Source organism: uncultured Thalassospira sp. (genome assembly GCF_963976115.1).
Classification (GTDB): domain Bacteria; phylum Pseudomonadota; class Alphaproteobacteria; order Rhodospirillales; family Thalassospiraceae; genus Thalassospira.
Map to the genome: position 1 here is coordinate 140,107 of NZ_CAXBJJ010000008.1, position 22,202 is coordinate 162,308.

A 22,202-nucleotide genomic window follows, 5' to 3' on the forward strand; every position below is an offset into this window, starting at 1 on the left:
AAACCACAAAGACCACGGGCGCCACAAGGGCGCCCGCCGATCATATATTTATAGAAACCCAAACCCGATTATGAAAGTGTTTCCGGATCAATTTCGACAAGATGACCGTCTCGTAACGTAATAATACGATCCATCTGACGGGCCAGTTCCGGATTATGCGTCGCGATCAGCGATGCAAGCCCCGTCTGACGCACAAGCGACACCAGCATTGCAAAGACATTCGCAGCTGTTTGCGGGTCCAGGTTACCGGTGGGTTCATCAGCAAACAACACATCGGGAACATTGGCCAGAGCACGGGCAATCGCAACACGTTGCTGTTCGCCCCCTGATAAACGGGCCGGGCGATGCTGGGCACGGGCCTCAATGCCAAGACATTGCAGCAATTCCATTGCCCGAACGCCAGCATCCTTGCGTTTCAGTCCGGCAATCATTTGCGGGATGATAACATTTTCGATTGCCGAAAATTCCGGCAACAAATGATGATACTGATAGACAAATCCGATGTGATTGCGGCGCATCAGCGTCCGCCCCATATCCGAAAGATCGGTGCTGCGCTTTCCGCCAACCGAAACCGTTCCGCTATCAGGGCGTTCAAGCAAACCCGCGATTTGCAACAGCGTTGATTTGCCCGCCCCCGAAGGTCCGACCAAAGCAACGATCTCGCCTTCGTTAATTGTCAAATCAACAGCCTTGAGGACTTCAAGTTTTTCTGCCCCCTGCGAAAAGGAGCGAACAACCTTTTCCAGTTTCAGCATCGGCTTTGCCTGACGCTGAGCAACAGATTGTTTCTGCTGATCATTCATAGCGCAGCGCCTCCACCGGGTCGAGACGCGATGCGCGCCAGGCAGGATAGATGGTTGCCAGGAACGACAGCAGCAGTGACATCAGGCAAACCAGCACCACTTCATTAACATCCAGGTCAGCAGGCAATTGCGACAGGAAATATATTTCAGCATTAAACAGGTCAGCACCAGTCAGGCTTTGGATGAACTGGCGAATGCTTTCGATATTTTCACAAAACAGAACCCCCAGCAACAAACCACTGAGCGTGCCCAGAACACCAATAGAGGCCCCGGCTAAAAAGAAAATCCGTAAAACCGAGCCGCGTGTGGCCCCCATTGTACGCAAGATCGCAATGTCGCGCCCCTTGTCTTTCACCAGCATCACCATACCGGAGATAATATTAAAGGCCGCAACCACAATGATCAGCGTCAGGATCAGGAACATCACATTACGTTCAACCTGCAACGCATTAAAGAAATTGGCGTTAGACTGTTGCCAGTTTACAAGACGCAAACTTTCACCGCGCAGGTTTTGCAGCAAGTCATTCATCGTTCCGGAAAGACGCGACGGATCTTTGAGCACGATTTCAAAATTTGAAATCTTGTCCTTCATCTGAAAATAGGTCTGCGCGGCCTGCAAGGGCATGAAGATGAACCCGGAATCATATTCATACATGCCGATGTCAAACAGGGCGACCACATGATATGACCGCATGCGCGGAACCGACCCAAACGCCGTAACCTTGCCTTTGGGTGAAATCAGATTAACCGTATCGCCAACGCCAATCCCGAGCTTCATGGCAAGACGTGCGCCCATAATGATCGCGTCATCGCCTTTGAAATCTTTCAGGCTGCCAAAAACGATATTCTTGGCCAGCGTATCGCGCTTGACGATATCGTCGGGCAGCATGCCGCGTACAATCGCGCCGGTGGCCCTCCCGCTTTTCGAGGCCATAACCTGGCCTTCAACAATCGGATTCACCAGCGTGATATTACCGGTTTCAACAATTTTTTTTTCGATTTCATCGTAATTTGGCAACCCATCGGGGTCTTGCGCGTAGACCGATATATGCCCGTTCAGTCCAAGAATGCGGGAAAGCAGTTCGGCACGAAAACCGTTCATCACGGACATCACGATAATCAACGTCGCGACACCAAGCATAATGCCCAGCAGCGAAAAAATCGCGATTACAGAGACAAAGCCTTCCTGCCGACGGGGACGCAGATAGCGAAACGCCACCATGCGTTCGAACGGACTGAACATAGGCACATCATCCTTGTGGAGAAGGGTTTCAGACGAAACCCGTATGGGTCAGATCAAAACTTCGTACGGGGCAGCAGTTACCGCCCCGTATATGGCATTCAGACACCGATCTGGTTAAAGGCGGCCTCAAGGGTAACTTCAGAACGTTCACCGGATTTACGGTTTTTAAGTTCCACCACACCATTGGCCAAACCTTTGGGGCCAATCACGATCTGCCAGGGCAAACCGATCAGGTCCATGTCGGCAAACTTGCCGCCAGCACGAATATCACGGTCATCATACAGCACATCAATTTTGGCATTTTTGAGTTTGCCATAAATATCTTCGCAGGCTGCATCACAAGCATCATCGCCAGTGCGCAAATTAATCAGGCCAACACGGAAAGGGGCAACTTCTTCGGGCCAGATAATACCGTTATCATCGTGCGATGCTTCAATCAGCGCACCGACAAGACGCGACACACCAATACCATAGGACCCCATCATGACGGGCACTTCCCTGCCATCCGGGCCCAAAACAGTCGCGCCCATCGGTTCGGAATATTTGGTGCCGAAATGGAAGATATGGCCGACTTCAATGCCGCGTGTGGCAATCAGGTCATCCCCACCCACCGGGCAATCTTCGGCGACGTGTTTTTCATCGGTCGCGGCATAATCTTGCAAGATTGTCTGAACCCAGCCTTCAAGGTTGGTGCGATCATTCAAATCAACACCCTGCCCGGTCAGATCTTTTTCCAGCCATTTTTTATCGCAGAAAACTTCGCTTTCACCAGTATCGGCAAGAATGATGAATTCGTGGCTCAGATCACCGCCAATCGGGCCGGTATCGGCTACCATCGGAATAGCCTTTACACCCAGTCGCGAAAATGTCCGGCAATAGGCCAGAAACATTTTGTTATAGGCATGACGCGAGCTTTCATAATCGATATCGAAAGAATAAGCATCCTTCATCAAAAATTCGCGGCCACGCATCACGCCAAAACGCGGGCGGATCTCGTCGCGGAATTTCCACTGAATATGATACAACATCTGCGGTACCTGCTTATAGGACCGGATGTCTTTGCGGAAAATGTCAGTGATAACTTCTTCGTTGGTCGGACCAAACAGCATGTTGCGGTCATGACGGTCAGTAATGCGCAGCATTTCCAGACCATAATCTTCGTAACGACCACTTTCCTGCCACAGCTCGGCGGGCTGAATGGTCGGCATCAGCAATTCGTTGCAACCGATCGCATCCTGTTCTTCACGAACGATTTGTTCGATTTTTTTCAAAACCCGATATCCCAGCGGCAACCAGGAATAAATGCCGGCCGAAAGCTGCCGCACCATCCCGGCGCGCAGCATCAAACGATGAGAAACGATCTGGGCTTCTGACGGGGTTTCTTTAAGGGTGGGCAGGAAGAACTGGGAAAGACGCATCAATGCCTCGTGATCAAGCAATCTGAAAAGGTAACAACTACCATAAATCTTGCCCGGAACATGCGACAGCCACAGCGGAAAGGCAAGACGGAACTTGTGAATTGGCGGAATCCGCCTGCAACCAAAACGCTGAAATCAGCACCCTGCGACGGTATAATTTCCCACCAGCATCCTGATGGAACCTTAACGATACCCTGCCGCCCGGCATGCTGCAATCAAATCGGCATTGTGCGCAGCATTTCCGATCGGTTTTCCGTTAAAATAAACCTGTCCGTTGCGATAGGTGATTTGGCCAAGGTTGCCCTTGCCGCTAATCCCGGTGGGGGTCGAAATACCCGCGAACTCGAAAAAGTCGATTGTGACGGGAAATTCAATCACATCGGGCAATGTCATCGGGTTGACCTCGGCCCCCGGCCCTTCGGCAGGCGTTACGGCCTGCCCGTTCACATCAACACCGGGTTGATATTCCACACCAGGTTCGGGCTGAAAGGCCACTACGGCCTCGCAGGCGTCTTTGGTCATCGTCACGGTTGGCAGGGGTGTTGCTTCCGATTCTTTTTGCGCAGAATCCGCAGCAAAAACAGGGCCTGACAGGGCTGCGCTCCCTATGAAAACAGGCACAAGCACCTGTAAACAAGCCTTTTTAAGACGACGGAAAACAAACAGCTTCATGGCAAAAAAACCTCTAACTATTTGACGTAACATGATTTTGTTACACAACGTTACATCCACTTGTGAAGTTTCGTCAAAACATCTTGCATAAAAATGAAATATATGGCTTTTTAACCGTCCGGAAACGACGCAAGATCGTGAAGGAAAGACGAACCGCAGCCGCTCATAAAATGCGGGAGGCTTTTTTGCCAATAAGCACAAAAGAAGCAGGCGCGACGTCGAATAAAAACCTGTGCCAATGAGCCCAGGTCTAGGAGGAAGCAATAAAGATAACGGGAAAACAGCTATAAAATAGCGCTAAAGCAAGATCTTAGGATCTTGCTTTTTTTTTGTTCCCGAAACGTAATTTTACCAAAAAAGGGGGAACCTGAAAAGATTTCCCCTTTTGTTTCCGTGATCAATCAAACGGCGCGTTATTTAAAGGCGTCTGCCGCCGGGCGAATGTCGATCAGGCCACTGGTGATGACAAAATAGGCCACCCCCCACAGGATTGCCGATATCAAAGATGTCGCCAGGACTTTTTTCCACATATGGGCTTTTTGTGGCGCCCCACTATCGTGGCCCTTTTCGACAACTTCCTGCTGACGCACGCCTACAGGCAGTACCGTAAACAATACCAGCCACCAAATAATCAGATAGGTGACAAACCCGGAAAACAAACCCATGGGACATCCTTGCAAAAACAGTTCATCGCAGCCTTGAACCAACCTTAGCCACCTTGACGCACGGCCTGTAAACACAGCCCGGACACTGTCGGATCAGATTTGTTCAAGTTCAACCAGCGTGCCATTAAAATCCTTGGGATGCAAAAAAAGAACCGGCTTGCCATGTGCGCCCTTTTTCGGCTCGCCAGTTCCAAGAATTCTTGCCCCCTGTGCGATCAGACGGTCGCGTGCTGCCAGAATATCCTCGACCTCGTAACACACGTGATGAATGCCTCCCGCCGTGTTCTTTTCCAGAAACGACCGGATCGGCGAATTTTCGCCCAGCGGATATAAAAGTTCGATCTTGGTATTGGGCAATTCAACAAAAACAACCCGCACCCCATGATCGGGTTCGTCCTGTGGTTCGGAAACATGTGCGCCCAGAACATCGCGATAAAGGCGTATGCCTTCATCCAGATCGGGAACAGCAATGGCAACATGATTTAATCGACCAATCATGGTGGGCTCCTTGTTTCGTGCGCGACAAACCCAACCTCGCCCTGCATATACAAGGCAAGGGCGAACAATTTTATTCTTCCTTGACCCGCACCAGATGAACCTCAATCAACGGACGCTTACCTTGCTTCTGACGAATGGGCCGACGAACAGCCTGGCGAATTGCCAAAATAACCGCAGCATCATTCAGCACTTCATCGTCATCAAGCTGATCCACCCGATTTCCAATTTCGGCGGCAAAACGATCCAGTTGAATGTCATCGTTGGCTTCGTCAAACAGGCTGGGTGCCGTAATCATCGGTTCGCCAACCATTTCGCCAAACTGGTTCAGCACCACGGTCACAAACATCACACCATTCCACATGATGCGATTGCGGTTTCGAATGGTGTTTGAATCCCGTTTGATCAACCGTCCGCCATCAAGGCACAGAATGCCGGTTGGGACTTCCTCCACCACGCTGGCAAAGCCCGGAGACAACCGAATGACCGTGCCATCATGCGGAACCACAGTTTCGGGGATCTGGCATTCCTTGCCCAGATTGGCCTGTTCACGCAAATGGCGGGGTTCACCATGCACCGGCACCAGAATTTTAGGCCGGGTTAGCTGGTACATGCGCGCCAAATCAGCCCGCCCCGGGTGCCCGGACACGTGGATCGGCTCGTCGCGGGCCGTTATGACGTTAACACCGCGTTTGATCAGCGCGTTTTGAATAAAACCAATCGATTTTTCATTGCCAGGAATTTCACGGGCCGAAAAAACAACCGTATCGCCCGCATCAAGCTGAATGGTCGGATGCTCGCCGCGTGCGATGCGCGCCATTGCTGCGCGCGGCTCCCCCTGGGACCCCGTGCAAATCAGCAACACCTGGTCCTTGGGCACTTCCATCGCATCGTCATCGGATAAAAGGTTAGGATATCCGGTTAGATAGCCTACTTTCTTCGCCGCTTCAGTAACCCGGCGCATGGATCGTCCTGCCAAGGCAACACAGCGGCCGTTTTCGTGCGCAGCCTCGATAATCGACTGAATGCGCGCCACATTGGTGGCAAAACAGGCAATGGCAATACGACCGGTAGGTATCTTGGCAAACAAATCTGTAAGGTTTCGTGCCACCTGCCCTTCTGACCCGGTTGCCCCGTGGGAAAACACGTTAGTCGAGTCACAAATCAGGGCATTAACACCCTCGTCACCCAGGGCTTCGAGCTTCGCCAGGTCGGCGGCATTGCCGATTTGCGGGTCGGGGTCAAATTTCCAGTCGCCGGTATGCACCACCAGCCCCTTCGGGGTCCGAATGGCAAGGGCATTCGGCTCCAGGATCGAATGGGTCATAGTGACCATTTCGATGTCAAAGTCGCCCAGCTTAAAGCGCCCACCCAGTTCAATTTCATGAATGGGAACCTGGTCGGCAAAATCGGTTTCGGCCAGTTTGGCGCGCAAAAATTCGGCCGCAAACGGGGTTGCATAAATCGGACAGCGCAAACGCGGCCACATATAGGGCACCGCGCCAAGATGGTCTTCATGAGCATGGGTTAGAACCAGCCCCAGAAGTTTGTCTTTGCGTTCCTCGATAAAAGACGGGTCCGGCATGACAACATCCACACCGGGTAAACCTTCCTCACCAAAGGAAACCCCCATATCGACCATCAACCACCGGTCATTATAGCCATACAGATTAAGGTTCATCCCGATCTCGCCAGAACCACCCAGCGGGACAAACAGCAACTCATCCTTTGGCAAAAACAAATCCACGAAACCTCACTTTTCCGATCAAACCGATTGCGACGCGCATGAAAAATCATACATCGTCAATAACATAAATTCTTTTACGCCAATTGTCCGGCTTTGTCGTTTTCCAAATTCTGACGATATATCATCAAAAGCCCCATCATCGTCAAATCACCGTGCGAATGACCAATTTCATCAATCGCCCTGGCAAATAAGGGTGCAAGGCCACCTGTGGCAACAACCTTCATCGCCGGTTCATTCTGCTGGCTGCGAATACGCGCCAAAAGCCCTTCGATCATGGAAATATAGCCCCAATATACACCGGACTGCATCGCCTCGATCGTATTTTTACCAACCACACTGCCGGGCGCCTCAACAGCGACCATTGGCAGTTGTGCCGCCGCCATATGTAGAGCCTTGATCGACAGGTTTACCCCCGGCGCAATAATGCCACCCAGATAATTCCCCTGCCCATCAACAACATCAAATGTGGTGGCGGTGCCAAAATCCAGCACCACCAGCGGTCCGCCAAACAAACGATGCGCGGCCACAGCATTTACCAGCCGGTCTGCGCCCACTTCACTGGGGCGATCCATGATGACTTTCATTTTCAGGTCAATATTGGGCGCACCAACAATCATGGGATCAACGTTAAAATACTGCCTGCATAATGTTTTTAAACTGAACTCGGCAGCCGGCACCACGGTTGCAATGATCGCTCCCTTAATTGCATCACGGGGCACGCCGGAAAGTTCAAAAAGATGATGCAGCCACACCCCCAGTTCGTCGGCTGTGCGTTCAACCGTTGTCGAGCAGCGCCATTGCCCCTTGATGGTTTCCCCATCAAAAACAGCAAAAACAATATTGGTATTTCCCGCATCTATTGCCAGCAGCATATTCGGTAACGGTTTCCCTGGTTAAGACGCCGAAAACAGCCCCCCGGTCGGTACACTTTTAGGCAAAAGTGCAATGGGTCAGCTTTTGAAAAACACTTCACCTGCGCCAATAACATGTTCGACACCGGTATCGTCTTTTAAAATCAATGATCCGCCATGATCAAGCCCGACGAAAGTGCCGTTAAAGGTGCGTTCGCTTAATCTGGCAACAATGGGCGCGCCAAAACCATAAGCGCGCGCCAGCCAGCTTTCGCGCACGGCATCAAACCCGCGGACCTGCCATTGCGCCAACAAATCATCAATCCGGAAACTATAAGCAGAAATCAGGTCTTCGACCCGGATCATCGCGCCCTGATCAGCAAGCGAGGTCGAAGGGCGCTCAACATCTTCGGGATGAAATGCAATATTCACCCCCGTGCCGATCACCAGATAATCCGTATCGCGGCCAGAGACCGACGCACTTTCAAGCAAAATGCCGCACAATTTACAGTCATTGACCATCAGGTCATTCGGCCATTTACATTTGGGCGCAACCTGACCTTGGGTCACAATATCTATCGCCTCGGCCATCGCCAGCGCGCTTAAAAATGTTAAACGGGCTGCTTCCTGGAGCGGGCAATCAGGCCGCAACAAAAGTGACAAAAACAAATTGCCAACCGACGATTTCCATTCCCGCCCGCGGCGCCCGCGTCCGGATTGTTGACGCCGGGCCCAAATAAGGGCGCCACTTGGGGCGCCCTTATCTCCGAGGCGTTTGGCCTCTTCATTGGTACTGTCGATGACTTCATGGAAATGCAAAACATATCCAGCAGGAAGACATACGACAGGATCCATCATATCACTGTCCGAACAAGGCAGATGCCGCAACGGCAGCACTATCGGTCAACGGGTTCGGAAAGAACACGAAAATCAGGATAATGATGGTGGCAACCGCCATGATAACATTAAGTTCGGTCCCGTTACGATCAAACCCTTCGACCGGTTCATCGAAATACATGACCTTGATCACGCGCAAATAATAATATGCACTGACAACAGAGGTCACAAGCCCGATCACCGCCAGGGAAATCAAACCGGAATCAACGGCTGCCTTGAACACATAGAACTTCCCAAAGAACCCGGCGAGCGGCGGAATACCGGCCATCGAGAACATCAAAATTGCGGCAACAGCAGCCATCAGGGGTTTGGTCCGCGACAAGCCCGACAGGTCGGCAATTTCTTCGACCATCCGGTCATGACGACGCATCGACAGGATCACGGCGAAGGTACCGATATTCATCACCAGATAGATGCCAAGATACACCAGCACGGCCTGCACACCCGCTTCGGTCCCTGCGGCCAGACCAACAAGAGCGAAACCAACATGGCCGATAGATGAATAAGCCATCAGACGTTTGATATTGTTCTGGCGCAGAGCAGCAAACGAGCCCCAAACCATCGACAGGATGGAAACCAGAATAATGATCTGCTGCCAGTCGGCCACGACATTGGCAAACGGGCCAAGGGCAACGCGCATGAACAAGGCCAGACCGGCAATTTTCGGGGCAACGGCAAAAAACGCCGTGACCGGAGTCGGTGCGCCTTCGTAAACGTCCGGCGTCCACATATGGAACGGTGCGGCCGACACCTTGAAGCACAAACCGGCGAAAATAAATGCCAGACCAACCAGAGTTCCGACCGACAGGCCACCATTGCTGACCGCATCGCTGATGACAGCAAAATTGGTCGATCCGGTAAAGCCATAAACCATTGACATGCCATAAAGCAGCATGCCCGATGCGATGGAACCCAGAACAAAGTATTTCAAACCCGATTCAGTAGCGCGTACGGTATCACGACGAATGGCCGCAACAACATAAAGCGCCAGGCTTTGAAGTTCGAGACCGACATAAAGCGACATCATGTCGGAAGCCGACACCATCGCCATCATGCCAAGGGTCGCGAGCATCAGCAGGATCGGGAATTCAAAACGTGCCATCCGTTCGCGTTCCGCGAACTTCATCGACATGATCACGCCAAGAGCGGCCCCGACAAGGATCAGAACCTTACAGAAACGCGCAAACGGATCAGCCACAAACTGACCGGAAAATGCAGCACCACCCTCGCCCGTGATCACAAGGATCAGGGCGATGACCATTGCACCGACAGCCGCCCAGGAGACCGTCCGGAACGAACGGTCCTTACCGGTAAAAACACCCAGCATCAGCAACGCAAGCGAAGCTACCGCCATAAAAATTTCGGGCAATGCTACCCCGAGGTTGAGCATAGAATCTCCCATGTTCATTCCCCTTAATTCGCCGCAAGCTGCGCGGCATTTGCCGCAGCGGCCTGCGCCGTTTCAACTTGGTTGACCAAATGCAGAACCGATACATGCATGATGTCGAGGAACGAGCTTGGATAGATGCCCATCCACAAAACCACAACAATCAGCGGTGCAAACAACAGCCACTCGCGCGGGCTCATATCGAGGATGTTTTTGAGGTTTTCCTTGGTCAGGGCCCCGAAAACAATCCGGCGATAGAGATAAAGCGCATATGCTGCACCAAGGATCAGGCCGGTGGAAGCAAAGAAAGCAACCCAGGTATTGGCTTCAAAGGCACCAAGAAGTGTCAGCACTTCGCCCACAAAACCACCCGTCCCCGGCAAACCAACCGACGCCATGGTAAAGAACATGAACGTTACGGCATATCCCGGCATGCGGTGAACAAGGCCACCATAGGCATCAATTTCGCGGGTATGCATGCGGTCATAAACCACACCAACACACAGGAACAATGCGCCCGATACAACACCGTGGCTCAGCATTTGAAAGATCGAACCTTCAAGGCCATGCTGGTTGAACGTAAAGGCACCCACCGTGACAATACCCATATGCGCGACAGAGGAATAAGCGATCAGCTTTTTCATGTCTTCCTGCGCCAAAGCCACAAGGGATGTATAGATAATGGCAATGATCGACAGGGTGAAAATCAGCGGCGCAAAAGTTTCCGAGGCCAGCGGCAACATCGGCAGTGAGAACCGCAGGAAACCATACCCCCCCATTTTCAACAGCACGCCAGCCAGAATAACCGAACCTGCTGTCGGCGCTTCCACATGCGCGTCAGGCAACCATGTGTGGACAGGCCACATCGGCACCTTGACGGCAAAGGACGCAAAGAAAGCAAGCCACATCCAAAGCTGGGCCTGATAGCTGAAGGTATGTGTCATCAAAGTCGGAATGTCGCTGGTGCCGGCGTCGAAATACATCGCCATCAATGCGACCAGCATCAGAACAGAACCCAGCAACGTATAAAGGAACAGCTTGAATGCTGCATATACACGGCGCGGTCCGCCCCAGACACCAATGATGATAAACATCGGGATCAGCACACCTTCAAAGAAGATGTAGAACAGCATGGCATCAAGTGAACTGAACATGCCGACCATCATGGTTTCAAGAACCAGGAACGCGATCATGTATTCCTTGACCCGTTTCTGAACAGATTCCCATGCGGAAAGGATGCAGATCGGGGTCAGGAACGTTGCGAGGATGACAAACAGAACCGAAATACCGTCAACACCCATGTGATAGGACACATTAAGGCCCGGCATCCACTCCGCCTTTTCGACGAACTGGAAGTTTGCGGTTGTTGTATCAAAGTTGATCCACAGCATCAGTGATGCCAGGAAAGTAAATCCAGACGTCCACAGCGCGACCCAGCGCGAATTGCGGGCGACATTCGCTTCTTCACCGCGGATCAGGAGGATAAAGAATGCCCCCAGCAGCGGTAAAAAAGTGATGATCGAAAGAATTGGCCAATCACTCATCGCCCGTTAACCCATCTTCCAGATTGTGTAAGACACCAAGGCCGCAATGCCGATTAGCATGGCAAAGGCATAGTGATAGACGAAGCCGCTCTGCAAAGCGCTGACACGCCGTGCAATATTGCGACATGCTGCGGCAACACCGTCCGGACCAACACCGTCGATCAGGGCGCCATCGCCCGCCTTCCAAAAGCCACGGCCCAAAGCAAAGGCAGGCTTGACGAAGATCGCGTTATACAGCTCGTCGAAATACCATTTGTTCAACAAGAAGCGGTAAATACCGTTAAAGGTATTCGCAACAGTCCGCGGCAGCGACGGCACCAGACGATACATCAGCACTGCCAAAGCCAGGCCAAGCATCATGGCAACAAACGGTGCCATTTTGACCCACTCGGGAACATGGTGTGACTGTTCAAGAGCCTGGTGGTTTTCAGCAACAAAGATCGCACCGTTCCAGAACGACAGCATTTCTTCGTAATTGCCACCAAACCAGTTAACCGCAAACCAGCCTGCGAAAATCGCACCCACAGCCAGGAACAGCAACGGAACCGTCATAACTGCCGGGCTTTCATGAACATGTGCCATGGTGCGTTCATCCGCACGCGGGGCACCAAAAAAGGTCATGAAAATCAAACGCCAGCTATAGAACGACGTCATGAAGGCCGCAATGATACCCATCCAGAAAGCGTAGGTCCCGACACTGGTATGTGCCGCAAAGGCGCTTTCAATGATCATATCCTTGGAATAATAACCCGCCAGGCCCGGAACACCGGTAATGGCCAGCGTGCCGATCACCATCACGCCAAAGGTCAGCGGAACCATTTTCCAGATGCCGCCCATCTTGCGCATATCCTGTTCATCGGACATGGCATGAATGACCGAACCGGCACTGAGGAACAACAAAGCCTTGAAAAAACCGTGCGTCATCAGGTGGAACACGCCCGCGCTATAGGCCGAAACGCCGCACGCAAAGAACATATAGCCAAGTTGCGAACAGGTTGAATAGGCAATCACGCGTTTGATGTCGTTCTGGACGCAACCGATGGTCGCGGCAAAGAACGCCGTGGTCGCACCGACAACTGTAACAATGGCCAGGGTCGTTTCGGCATATTCAAAGATCGGCGACAAACGCGCGACCATGAAGACACCGGCCGTCACCATCGTTGCCGCGTGGATAAGGGCTGAAACCGGGGTCGGACCTTCCATCGCATCGGGCAACCAGGTATGCAGGCCAAGCTGGGCCGATTTACCCATCGCACCGATAAACAGCAGGAAGGTTGCAATGTTCAGGGCCGAGAAGTCATGCCCCAGGAACATCAGCGTCGCACCGGAAACATCTTCAGCATTGGCAAAGATTGTATCGAACTGCACCGTGCCAAACAGCACATAGACAGCAAAGATACCCAGGGCAAAGCCAAAGTCACCAACACGGTTAACCAGGAACGCCTTGATCGCCGCTGAGGATGCCGACGGTTTTGAATACCAGAAACCAATCAGCAAATAGGATGCAAGACCAACGCCTTCCCAACCGAAAAACAGCTGGATCAGATTGTCTGCCGTTACCAGCATCAGCATGGCAAAGGTAAACAGGCTGAGATAAGCCATAAAACGGGGTTTGTCGGGGTCATGCGACATATAGCCGATGGAATAGATATGAACCATCGACGACACACCGGTGACAACAATCAGCATCACGCAGGTCAGCGTATCAAACCGCAACGACCAGTTCGCCGTGAAGTCACCTGAACTGATCCAGGTGAACAGATCAAGCGTTACCGGGTTGCCGTTCAGGGCGACATCAATAAAGGCCGAGACCGACAAGGCCGCCGCGATTACCACGCCCGCCACAGTTACAAGCTGCGACAAACGATCGGAGGTCGAGACACCGTGATGATGATCATCATGGGCAGCAGGTGCATTGGCCGTTTTCATCGCCCCGACAAGGGTGATCAAACCAGCAATGATAGCTGCGATAAGGGGTAGGAAAACGATCAGAGCGTACATATCTGTGCCTTACCCCTTCATCATGTTGATGTCTTCAACCGCGATCGTGCCACGGTTACGGAAATAAACCACCAGGATCGCAAGGCCAATCGCAGCTTCTGCTGCCGCGACCGTCAAGACAAAGATGGTGAAAACCTGGCCGACCAGATCGCCCAGAAAGGACGAAAAAGCGACAAAGTTAATATTGACTGCCAGCAGCATCAGTTCGATCGACATCATGATGATGATGACGTTCTTCCGGTTCATAAAGATACCGAAAATCCCAAGGGTAAACAGGATGGCGGCGACAGTCAGGTAATGAGCAAGTCCGATTTCCATCAGATCCCCCTACCGACCGGTACTTTTTTGATTTCAAGGGTCTCGGCGCGCTGGCGCTGGACCTGCTGGGAAATATTCTGGCGACGGACACCTTCACGATGACGCAGGGTCAGAACGATTGCGCCGATCATTGCTGTCAACAACACCAGACCGGCAGCCTGGAAGATATAGGCGTAGTCGGTATAAAGCAGCAAACCGAGCGCATTGACATTGTTGACCCCGACCGGAACCGGCTGGGCAATGGCCGCCATTTTGGCATCCGTCATAACCCAACCGCCACCAACAAAGGCCAGTTCAACAAACAACACGGCAGCAACCAGAACACCAATCGGCAGATAGCTCAGAAAGCCTTCACGCATTTCGACAAAGTTAATGTCGAGCATCATGACGACGAACATGAACAGAACTGCGATTGCGCCGACATAGACAACAACCAGAAGCATGGCGAGAAATTCAGCGCCCAACAGGACAAACAGCCCGGCAGCGTTGAAAAACGTCAGAATAAGAAACAACACCGAATGAACCGGGTTGCGAACAGTTACCACCATGGCGGCAGAGATAACTGCGATAATGGCAAACAGATAAAAAGCCAAAGCCTGTACGACCATAAGGTACCCCCTTGGCGAAACGCATCCGCAAGCGGCGGAAGGCGATCCATGAACTTTTTCCAAACGATCAGACGCGACACTTACCGATAAGGTGCGTCTGCCTCCAATCGTGCAGCAAGCTCGGCTTCCCAACGCTCGCCATTTTCAAGAAGCTTGTCTTTATCATAGAGAAGCTCCTCGCGGTTTTCGGTTGCGAACTCAAAGTTCGGACCTTCAACGATTGCATCCACCGGGCAGGCTTCCTCGCAGAAACCGCAATAGATGCATTTCGTCATATCAATGTCGTAACGCGTTGTACGACGAGACCCGTCCACGCGGGGCTCCACCTCGATGGTGATCGCCTGTGCCGGACAGATGGCTTCGCACAACTTGCATGCGATGCAGCGCTCTTCTCCATTCGGATAACGGCGCAAGGCATGTTCGCCACGGAAACGCGGGCTTAGCGGACCTTTTTCATACGGATAATTCAGCGTCACCTTCGGCTTGAACATATATTTGAAGGTGAGCGCCATACCGGAAAGTAGTTCCACCAGCAGGAAACTCCGGGCCGTCCGATCTATAAATGACATCGTTTACCTCTCTCTTGCCGATGCGCGGCGATCAGGCCGGGATTTTGTCGAAAACGACCAGGAACGTGGCAACCAGCATGACCCATGCAAATGACAGCGGCAGGAAAATCTTCCAGCCCAGACGCATCAGCTGGTCATAGCGATAACGCGGGAAAGTCGCACGTACCCAGAGGAAAATGAACAGAACCATACAGATCTTGATGATGAGCCACAACGGACCGGGAATGAAATCCAGGAATGGCAACGGCGCCTGCCACCCGCCCAGGAACAGGGTTGCGCAAAGCGCGCTCATCAAAATCATGTTGGCGTATTCGCCGAGGAAAAACAGCGCAAAGGTCATCGCCGAATAATCAACGTTATAACCCGACACCAGTTCGGCTTCCGCTTCAGGAAGGTCAAACGGGGCGCGGTTTGTTTCCGCAAGGATCGACACAATGAAAATCACGAACATCGGCAGATGATAGATGAAGTTCCAGTGCCAGATACCGCCAGACTGCGCATGAACAATGTCGGAAAGGTTCAGCGACCCGGTGGTCAACAGAACCGAAATAATGATCAAGCCGATCGAAATTTCATACGACACCATCTGCGCAGCTGAGCGCAACGCACCCAGAAAAGCGTATTTGGAGTTTGAAGCCCACCCGGCCATCACGATGCCATAGACACCCAGTGACGAAATAGCGAACAGGTAAAGAATGCCAACATTAAGGTTGGAAACCACCAGTCCTTCGCCAAACGGGATCACGGCCCAGGCAATAAGGGCGAGAATGAAGGTCAACATCGGTGCAATAAGAAACACCGCCTTGTTGGCACTGGTCGGAATGACCGTTTCCTTCAAAAACAGCTTCAGGCCGTCCGCCAGTGGCTGCAACAGGCCGAAAGGCCCAACAACGTTCGGGCCTTTGCGCATTTGCATCGCGCCAATCACCTTGCGTTCTGCATAGGTGAGATAGGCAACAGCAATCAGCAAGGGAAGCACGATCACCAAGATTTTAGCGACGATCCAAATTCCTGGCTGAATATATCCGTCCCAAAGAAGTTCCATCGGTCAAACCGTATCTTTTGCGTTTGGTCCCGTCATCGGGACACCCCCTAGCGAGAGAAGGCGACGGTTCCCCGCCGCCCGTTCCCGAACTCAGGCAACCTTTCCGGCAGCCGCATCCTTGACGAAGGCTTCAGTACATTTTGCCATCGTCACCGATGCCCGGCTGATCGGGTCGGTCATGTAAAAATTGCGAACCGGCGAAGCAAAGCCTTCCGACTTCATCACACCCGCCTTCCCGAAATCGCCCCATGCCGCTTTACGCGGAACATTAACAGCGCCGAAGACATCGTTGATTTCAACCATGCGGGTCCGAACTGCTTCAATGTTATCATAAGGCAAGGTCAGGCCAAGGCTGGCTGACAGCGCACGAACGATCTTCCAGTCTTCGCGGGCATCCCCAACCGGGAATACTGCGCGCCAACCATATTGCACACGACCTTCGGTATTAACGTAGGTCCCGTTCTTTTCAGTGTAGGCCGCACCGGGAAGAATAACATCGGCGACCTGGGCACCGGCATCACCAAGGCACCCCTGATAAACCACGAAAGCCTTGGAAAGCTTGGACATGTCGAGTTCATCGGCACCAAGCAGATAAACGAATTCAACATCACCCTTGGCCGCACCATCGAGAATCTCGGTGGTCGACAGGCCGCCCTCGCCCGGCACAAAGCCAAGATCAAGGCCGCCAACCCGGGCCGCTGCGGTATGCAAAACGTTAAAGCCGTTCCACTCGCCACTCACCATGCCGTATTTATCGGCAATCGCACGGGCGGTTGCCAAAACAGCATCGCCATCTTCGCGACTCAACGCCCCCATACCCAGAATAATCATGGGTTTGGCGGCCGATTCGAGAACTTTGGCAAAGTCATTTTTACCATCCAGGATTTCGGTCAGCGTTTCCGGACCGGCACCAAGATAATCATGTTTGAAGGTCGGGTCCCAATTCTCGCCAATTAGGGCAAGACGGAAATCACCCGCCGTCATGCGCCAGCGTTTGCGTAAGCGAGAATTGATAATCGGCGCTTCGGCCCGAAGATTGGCCCCCACGATCAGGCAGGCATCCGCTTCTTCGATCCCGGCAATGGTCGAATTAAAGATATAGGACGCGCGAGGCCCGCCAATCTTCGCGCCATCCTGACGGCAATCAAGGTTTGATGTGCCAAGTTTGCCCATCAAGTCCTTCAATGCGGTCATGGATTCGCAATCGACGGTATCCCCGGCAAGCGCCGCAATCTTTTTACCATCAAGCCCGGAAACCGTCGCCTTGATCGCAGCAAAAGCTTCGTCCCAGCTGGCAGCTGCCAGTTTGCCGTTCACACGAACATAAGGACGGTCAAGGCGTTGACGTTTCAGACCATCAATGGCGTAGCGCGTTTTATCCGAAATCCACTCTTCGTTCACGTCTTCGTTCAGGCGCGGCAGAACACGCAGAACTTCGGACCCACGGCTATCAATGCGAATATTTGAACCGACCGCGTCCATCACATCGACGCTATCGGTTTTCTTCAATTCCCAAGGACGCGCCGTAAACGCATAGGGTTTCGAGGTCAAAGCACCCACCGGGCACAAATCAATCAGGTTTCCCGAAAGCTCCGAATTGATCGACGCTTCAATGTAAGGTCCGACCTCGGTATCTTCGCCACGGTAAACCGCCCCCATGGTGCCTACACCGGCGACTTCTTCAGAGAAACGAACACAACGGGTGCAATGGATACAACGGGTCATGACCGTTTTCACGATCGGCCCCAGTTCCTTGTCCTTAACCGCACGTTTCTTTTCCGTGTAACGCGAAGAATCAAAACCATAGGCCATTGCCTGGTCCTGAAGGTCACATTCGCCGCCCTGGTCGCAAATCGGGCAATCTAACGGATGGTTAATCAGCAGAAATTCCATCACGCCATTGCGTGCCTTTTTAACAAGGTCGGAATCCGTTTTAATGACCATTCCATCAGCCGCAGGCATGGCACAGGACGCAACCGGCTTCGGCGCACGTTCCATTTCCACCAGGCACATGCGGCAGTTACCGGCAATCGACAGGCGCTCGTGATAACAGAAACGGGGAATTTCCTTTCCCGCTTCTTCACAAGCCTGAAGAACTGTCGCTCCGGCTTCTACTTCGACTTCGATACCGTCAACTGTCAGTTTCGGCATGTCTCAATCCCTCTCAACAGGCCTCTCTCAGGCCGCGATCCGTGCGCGATATTCCTTGATCCGCCGTTCCATTTCGGGACGGAAATTGCGGATCAAACCCTGGATCGGCCATGCGGCGGCATCCCCAAGCGCACAAATGGTGTGGCCTTCGACCTGTTTGGTCACGTCCCACAAAAGGTCGATTTCATCGAGTGTGGCCTCGCCGCGAACCATGCGCTGCATCATGCGCATCATCCAGCCCGTACCTTCACGGCACGGGGTACACTGACCACAACTTTCATGTTTGTAAAATTCGGAAAGGCGCGCGATCGCGTAAACAATGTCCGTTGACTTGTCCATCACGATAACAGCCGCAGTGCCAAGCCCCGACCCAACTTCACGCAGTGCGTCGAAATCCATCAGGACATCATCGCAGACATCCTTGGTCAGAACCGGAACAGATGAGCCGCCAGGAATAACCGCCAGCAAATTGTCCCAACCGCCACGAACACCACCACAATGACGCTCAATCAGTTCGCGCAGCGGAATGCCCATGGCTTCTTCAACGGTGCAGGGCTTTTCGACATGGCCGGAAATGGCAAACAGTTTCGTACCGTGGTTCTTTTCACGGCCAAAACTGGAAAACCATGCGCCGCCACGCCGCAAAATTTCGGGAACAGCCGCGATCGATTCGACATTGTTCACCGTGGTCGGGCACCCATACAGACCGGCATTGGCCGGAAATGGCGGCTTCAGACGGGGCTGACCTTTTTTGCCTTCAAGGCTTTCGATCAGGGCCGTTTCTTCACCGCAAATATAAGCACCCGCACCAAGATGCAAATACAGGTCAAAGTCCCAACCCGAACCGCAGGCATTTTTGCCAATCAGGCCCGCGTCATAGGCTTCGTCAATGGCGCGCTGCAGGTTGGATGCTTCGTGGTAAAACTCACCGCGAATATAAATATAAGCCGCATGGGCCCGCATCGCAAAACTGGCCAACAGGCACCCTTCTACCAGGGTGTGCGGGTCGTTACGCATAATTTCGCGGTCTTTGCAGGTGCCCGGCTCGCCTTCGTCGGCATTCACAACCAGGTAATGCGGGCGACCGTCCGACTCCTTGGGCATAAACGACCATTTCAGACCGGTCGGGAAGCCTGCGCCGCCACGGCCGCGCATACCCGATGCCTTCATTTCGTCGATAATCCAGTCCTGCCCCTTGTCGAGCAGTCCCTTCGTACCGTCCCAATTTCCACGCCCTTGCGCCGCTTTCAGACCAAAATCCTGGAAACCATAGAGATTGGTAAAAATGCGATCCTTGTCTTGCAACATATCAGGCCTCCCCGTCTTTGGGTTCAGCAGCCTGATCTGCGGCACCGCAGCCACAGAATGCTTTCAGAACCTTGGGACCATCAATCGGCTCACACCCGCGACGACCGCTTTGCGGCCCCACTTTGGGTTTTTCACCACGTTTGAGCGTATCAAGGATGCTCTTGGTGGTTTCACCGGTCAGATCTTCGTAATAGTCGTCGTTAATCTGCATCATCGGGGCATTGACACAGGCGCCAAGGCATTCGACTTCGATCAGGGTAAACTTGCCGTCTGCGGTGGTTTCACCGATACCGATCCCAAGTTCATCCTTGCACATCTTAACAACGTCCGACGATCCACGCAGCCAGCACGGCGTTGTGGTACACACCTGAATAAAGTTCTGCCCGACAGGCGCGAGATTATACATGGTGTAGAAGGTTGCAACTTCATAGACCCGGATTGCCGGCATATCGAGCATGTCGGCAATATAATCCATGGCAACGGTCGGCACCCAGTTGCCTTCGGTCTGACGCTGGGCCAGATCGAGAAGCGGCATGGTTGCGCTTTGTTGGCGACCTTCCGGATATTTGGCGATGATCTTTTTCGCCTTTTCCATGTTTTCGGGTGTAAACGCGAAACTGGTCGGCTGAAGCTCGCGGGGAGCTGGTCTTCTTAAATGGCTCATCGGTCAATCTCACCGAAAACAATGTCAAGCGAACCGATATTGGCGACAACGTCCGCCAACATATGACCCTTCGACATGAAATCCATGCCTTGCAGGTGGGCAAATCCCGGGGCGCGAATTTTGCAGCGATACGGACGGTTTGATCCGTCCGACACCAGGAACACGCCAAATTCGCCTTTGGGCGCTTCAACCGCGGCATAGCATTCGCCAGCCGGAACGTGGAAGCCTTCGGTAAACAGCTTGAAGTGATGAATAAGGGCTTCCATCGAACGCTTCATATCGGCGCGTGCAGGCGGGGCCACTTTGTTATTTTGAACAATCACCGGCCCGTCAGGCATCTTGTCGATAACCTGGCGCATGATCCGCAAGGACTGGTTCATTTCTTCGAAACGGACCAGGTAACGGTCATAGACGTCGCCGTGTTTGCCAACCGGAATGTCGAAATCAAAATCTTCGTACGAATCGTAAGGCTGGGATTTACGTAAATCCCAGGCAATACCCGATGCACGAATGTTCGGCCCGGTAAAGCCCCAGTCAAATGCTTCTTCCGCGCTCACCGCACCAATACCCACAGCACGCTGCTTGAAGATACGGTTGCCCGTCAGAACCCGGTCAAAGTCTTTGACGAATTTCGGGAACTGATCAACCCAGGCTGAAATATCCTCGAGCAGGCCTGCTGGCAAATCTGCCGCAACGCCACCCGGGCGGAAATAGTTTGCGTGAAGACGCGCGCCGCAAACCCGCTCATAGAATTCCATGAGTTTTTCACGTTCTTCGAATCCCCACAGCAGCGGCGTCATGGCCCCGACGTCAAGAGCGAACGTGGTCAGGTTCAGAATGTGGTTCAAAATACGCCCGATTTCCGCGTAAAGAACACGGATATACTGTGCGCGTTTCGGAACCTCGACCCCCATCAGCTTTTCAATTGCCAGACAGAAGGCGTGCTCCTGATTCATCGGCGCAACATAGTCAAGGCGATCAAAGTATGGTGTTGCCTGCATGTAGGTCTTATATTCGATCAGCTTTTCGGTGCCGCGATGCAGCAGCCCGATATGCGGATCGGCACGCTCGATAACTTCGCCGTCCATTTCAAGAACAAGTCGCAAAACCCCGTGCGCCGCAGGGTGCTGCGGGCCGAAATTAAGGGTCATGTTTTTAATTTTTTGTTCGGACATCAGGCGTTGCCCTCCGCCTTTTCGTCGCCCGGAAGAATGCTTTGCATCCCTTCCCATGGGCTTTCGAAATCAAAGTTACGGAAATCCTGCACCAGTTTCACCGGCTCGTAGACGACGCGTTTCTGCTCGTCGTCATAACGAACTTCAACATAGCCTGTCAGCGGGAAATCTTTGCGCAGCGGATGGCCTTCGAAACCGTAATCGGTCAGGATGCGGCGCGGATCAGGGTGACCGGCGAAAAACACGCCATACATATCCCAGGTTTCGCGCTCGAACCAGTTGGCGGCATTAAACACGCCAACCGCAGTCGGAACCGGTGTTTCTTCGTCCGTGGTAACCTTGACGCGGATGCGCAGGTTATGCTTGAGCGACAACAGGTGGTAGACAACCTCAAAACGCTCGGTGCGTTCCGGGTAATCAACCCCGCAGATATCGATAAGCTGCTTGAAAAGACAACCCGCGTCATCACGCAGGAATGTCAGAACATTCGTAATTGATTCGCGTTTAACGACGACGGTTAACTCGCCATAGCGGTACGCCGTATCAATAACATCTGCGCCAAAATGCGCCTTTAAAAGATCTTTCAGATCTTTCAGCGCGACGCTGTTATCGCTGAGCAATTCGCTCATGCTAGCCCCCTA

General features: G+C 52.7%; 21 protein-coding genes. All 21 read right to left on the reverse strand.

Going from position 1 to position 22,202, the window contains the following annotated elements; translation table 11 throughout:
- Positions 1 to 68 precede the first annotated feature (68 nt).
- Entirely contained in the window at positions 69 to 803 is a 735-nt protein-coding gene (locus tag AAC086_RS12225) for an ABC transporter ATP-binding protein (protein WP_339778952.1), read from the reverse strand.
- Complete coding sequence (locus AAC086_RS12230; protein WP_339778953.1) at positions 796 to 2,046, reverse strand: lipoprotein-releasing ABC transporter permease subunit; 1,251 nt, start codon at positions 2,044 to 2,046, stop codon at positions 796 to 798. The genes AAC086_RS12225 and AAC086_RS12230 overlap by 8 nt, the downstream gene beginning before the upstream one ends.
- Before the next feature lie 98 nt (positions 2,047 to 2,144).
- Entirely contained in the window at positions 2,145 to 3,464 is a 1,320-nt protein-coding gene (gene proS / locus AAC086_RS12235; RefSeq protein ID WP_339778954.1) for a proline--tRNA ligase, read from the reverse strand.
- 183 nt (positions 3,465 to 3,647) lie between these two features.
- On the reverse strand, positions 3,648 to 4,136 hold the full coding sequence (locus AAC086_RS12240) for a hypothetical protein (protein ID WP_339778955.1): 489 nt from the start codon (positions 4,134 to 4,136) through the stop codon (positions 3,648 to 3,650).
- Between the two features lie 413 nt (positions 4,137 to 4,549).
- Positions 4,550 to 4,801, reverse strand: coding sequence for a DUF1467 family protein (locus AAC086_RS12245; RefSeq protein WP_339778956.1), 252 nt, complete (start codon positions 4,799 to 4,801; stop codon positions 4,550 to 4,552).
- Between the two features lie 93 nt (positions 4,802 to 4,894).
- Positions 4,895 to 5,299, reverse strand: a complete 405-nt coding sequence (gene mce, locus AAC086_RS12250) for a methylmalonyl-CoA epimerase (RefSeq protein ID WP_339778957.1) — start codon at positions 5,297 to 5,299, stop codon at positions 4,895 to 4,897.
- 70 nt (positions 5,300 to 5,369) lie between these two features.
- Entirely contained in the window at positions 5,370 to 7,043 is a 1,674-nt protein-coding gene (locus AAC086_RS12255; RefSeq protein WP_339778958.1) for a ribonuclease J, read from the reverse strand.
- A 74-nt stretch (positions 7,044 to 7,117) separates the two neighbouring features.
- Positions 7,118 to 7,915 (reverse strand): type III pantothenate kinase, encoded by a 798-nt coding sequence (locus AAC086_RS12260; RefSeq protein WP_339778959.1) that lies wholly within the window; start codon positions 7,913 to 7,915, stop codon positions 7,118 to 7,120.
- A 78-nt stretch (positions 7,916 to 7,993) separates the two neighbouring features.
- A complete protein-coding gene (locus AAC086_RS12265; protein WP_339778960.1) occupies positions 7,994 to 8,752 on the reverse strand; it encodes a biotin--[acetyl-CoA-carboxylase] ligase in 759 nt (252 codons plus the stop codon).
- Between the two features lies 1 nt (position 8,753).
- Entirely contained in the window at positions 8,754 to 10,181 is a 1,428-nt protein-coding gene (nuoN, locus tag AAC086_RS12270; protein WP_339779116.1) for an NADH-quinone oxidoreductase subunit NuoN, read from the reverse strand.
- Positions 10,182 to 10,204: 23 nt separating this feature from the next.
- Positions 10,205 to 11,722 carry an NADH-quinone oxidoreductase subunit M gene (locus AAC086_RS12275; protein ID WP_339778961.1) on the reverse strand — a complete coding sequence of 506 codons (1,518 nt, stop codon included), beginning with the start codon at positions 11,720 to 11,722 and terminating at the stop codon, positions 10,205 to 10,207.
- Between the two features lie 6 nt (positions 11,723 to 11,728).
- Positions 11,729 to 13,723 (reverse strand): NADH-quinone oxidoreductase subunit L, encoded by a 1,995-nt coding sequence (gene nuoL, locus AAC086_RS12280; protein ID WP_339778962.1) that lies wholly within the window; start codon positions 13,721 to 13,723, stop codon positions 11,729 to 11,731.
- A 9-nt stretch (positions 13,724 to 13,732) separates the two neighbouring features.
- Positions 13,733 to 14,041: an NADH-quinone oxidoreductase subunit NuoK gene (gene nuoK / locus AAC086_RS12285; RefSeq protein WP_022732390.1), complete on the reverse strand. Its 309-nt coding sequence runs from the start codon at positions 14,039 to 14,041 to the stop codon at positions 13,733 to 13,735.
- Entirely contained in the window at positions 14,041 to 14,649 is a 609-nt protein-coding gene (locus AAC086_RS12290) for an NADH-quinone oxidoreductase subunit J (RefSeq protein WP_339778963.1), read from the reverse strand. Before AAC086_RS12290 ends, nuoK begins: the two co-directional genes overlap by 1 nt.
- 80 nt (positions 14,650 to 14,729) lie before the next feature.
- A complete protein-coding gene (gene nuoI, locus AAC086_RS12295) occupies positions 14,730 to 15,218 on the reverse strand; it encodes an NADH-quinone oxidoreductase subunit NuoI (protein WP_339778964.1) in 489 nt (162 codons plus the stop codon).
- A 31-nt stretch (positions 15,219 to 15,249) separates the two neighbouring features.
- Positions 15,250 to 16,263, reverse strand: coding sequence for an NADH-quinone oxidoreductase subunit NuoH (gene nuoH / locus AAC086_RS12300; protein ID WP_339778965.1), 1,014 nt, complete (start codon positions 16,261 to 16,263; stop codon positions 15,250 to 15,252).
- 90 nt (positions 16,264 to 16,353) lie between these two features.
- Positions 16,354 to 18,414, reverse strand: coding sequence for an NADH-quinone oxidoreductase subunit NuoG (gene nuoG, locus AAC086_RS12305; RefSeq protein ID WP_339778966.1), 2,061 nt, complete (start codon positions 18,412 to 18,414; stop codon positions 16,354 to 16,356).
- Between the two features lie 27 nt (positions 18,415 to 18,441).
- The gene (nuoF, locus tag AAC086_RS12310; RefSeq protein ID WP_339778967.1) at positions 18,442 to 19,722 is read right to left on the reverse strand and encodes an NADH-quinone oxidoreductase subunit NuoF; all 1,281 of its coding nucleotides are present in this window, start codon (positions 19,720 to 19,722) and stop codon (positions 18,442 to 18,444) included.
- Position 19,723: 1 nt separating this feature from the next.
- Positions 19,724 to 20,386: an NADH-quinone oxidoreductase subunit NuoE gene (gene nuoE / locus AAC086_RS12315; RefSeq protein WP_339778968.1), complete on the reverse strand. Its 663-nt coding sequence runs from the start codon at positions 20,384 to 20,386 to the stop codon at positions 19,724 to 19,726.
- On the reverse strand, positions 20,383 to 21,561 hold the full coding sequence (locus AAC086_RS12320) for an NADH-quinone oxidoreductase subunit D (RefSeq protein WP_339778969.1): 1,179 nt from the start codon (positions 21,559 to 21,561) through the stop codon (positions 20,383 to 20,385). The genes nuoE and AAC086_RS12320 overlap by 4 nt, the downstream gene beginning before the upstream one ends.
- A complete protein-coding gene (locus AAC086_RS12325; RefSeq protein ID WP_339778970.1) occupies positions 21,561 to 22,190 on the reverse strand; it encodes an NADH-quinone oxidoreductase subunit C in 630 nt (209 codons plus the stop codon). Before AAC086_RS12325 ends, AAC086_RS12320 begins: the two co-directional genes overlap by 1 nt.
- Positions 22,191 to 22,202: the final 12 nt, after the last annotated feature.

Coding starts and splice junctions, on each gene's coding strand:
- AAC086_RS12290 (WP_339778963.1), bottom strand. CDS start 14,649: ATGGTCGTACAGGCTTTGGCTTTTTATCTGTTTGCCATTATCGCAGTT.
- nuoF (WP_339778967.1), bottom strand. CDS start 19,722: ATGTTGCAAGACAAGGATCGCATTTTTACCAATCTCTATGGTTTCCAG.
- nuoG (WP_339778966.1), bottom strand. CDS start 18,414: ATGCCGAAACTGACAGTTGACGGTATCGAAGTCGAAGTAGAAGCCGGA.
- nuoI (WP_339778964.1), bottom strand. CDS start 15,218: ATGTCATTTATAGATCGGACGGCCCGGAGTTTCCTGCTGGTGGAACTA.
- nuoH (WP_339778965.1), bottom strand. CDS start 16,263: ATGGAACTTCTTTGGGACGGATATATTCAGCCAGGAATTTGGATCGTC.
- proS (WP_339778954.1), bottom strand. CDS start 3,464: ATGCGTCTTTCCCAGTTCTTCCTGCCCACCCTTAAAGAAACCCCGTCA.
- nuoE (WP_339778968.1), bottom strand. CDS start 20,386: ATGAGCCATTTAAGAAGACCAGCTCCCCGCGAGCTTCAGCCGACCAGT.
- AAC086_RS12320 (WP_339778969.1), bottom strand. CDS start 21,561: ATGTCCGAACAAAAAATTAAAAACATGACCCTTAATTTCGGCCCGCAG.
- AAC086_RS12275 (WP_339778961.1), bottom strand. CDS start 11,722: ATGAGTGATTGGCCAATTCTTTCGATCATCACTTTTTTACCGCTGCTG.
- nuoK (WP_022732390.1), bottom strand. CDS start 14,041: ATGGAAATCGGACTTGCTCATTACCTGACTGTCGCCGCCATCCTGTTT.
- nuoL (WP_339778962.1), bottom strand. CDS start 13,723: ATGTACGCTCTGATCGTTTTCCTACCCCTTATCGCAGCTATCATTGCT.
- AAC086_RS12245 (WP_339778956.1), bottom strand. CDS start 4,801: ATGGGTTTGTTTTCCGGGTTTGTCACCTATCTGATTATTTGGTGGCTG.
- AAC086_RS12240 (WP_339778955.1), bottom strand. CDS start 4,136: ATGAAGCTGTTTGTTTTCCGTCGTCTTAAAAAGGCTTGTTTACAGGTG.
- AAC086_RS12325 (WP_339778970.1), bottom strand. CDS start 22,190: ATGAGCGAATTGCTCAGCGATAACAGCGTCGCGCTGAAAGATCTGAAA.
- AAC086_RS12230 (WP_339778953.1), bottom strand. CDS start 2,046: ATGTTCAGTCCGTTCGAACGCATGGTGGCGTTTCGCTATCTGCGTCCC.
- nuoN (WP_339779116.1), bottom strand. CDS start 10,181: ATGCTCAACCTCGGGGTAGCATTGCCCGAAATTTTTATGGCGGTAGCT.
- AAC086_RS12265 (WP_339778960.1), bottom strand. CDS start 8,752: ATGATGGATCCTGTCGTATGTCTTCCTGCTGGATATGTTTTGCATTTC.
- AAC086_RS12260 (WP_339778959.1), bottom strand. CDS start 7,915: ATGCTGCTGGCAATAGATGCGGGAAATACCAATATTGTTTTTGCTGTT.
- AAC086_RS12225 (WP_339778952.1), bottom strand. CDS start 803: ATGAATGATCAGCAGAAACAATCTGTTGCTCAGCGTCAGGCAAAGCCG.
- mce (WP_339778957.1), bottom strand. CDS start 5,299: ATGATTGGTCGATTAAATCATGTTGCCATTGCTGTTCCCGATCTGGAT.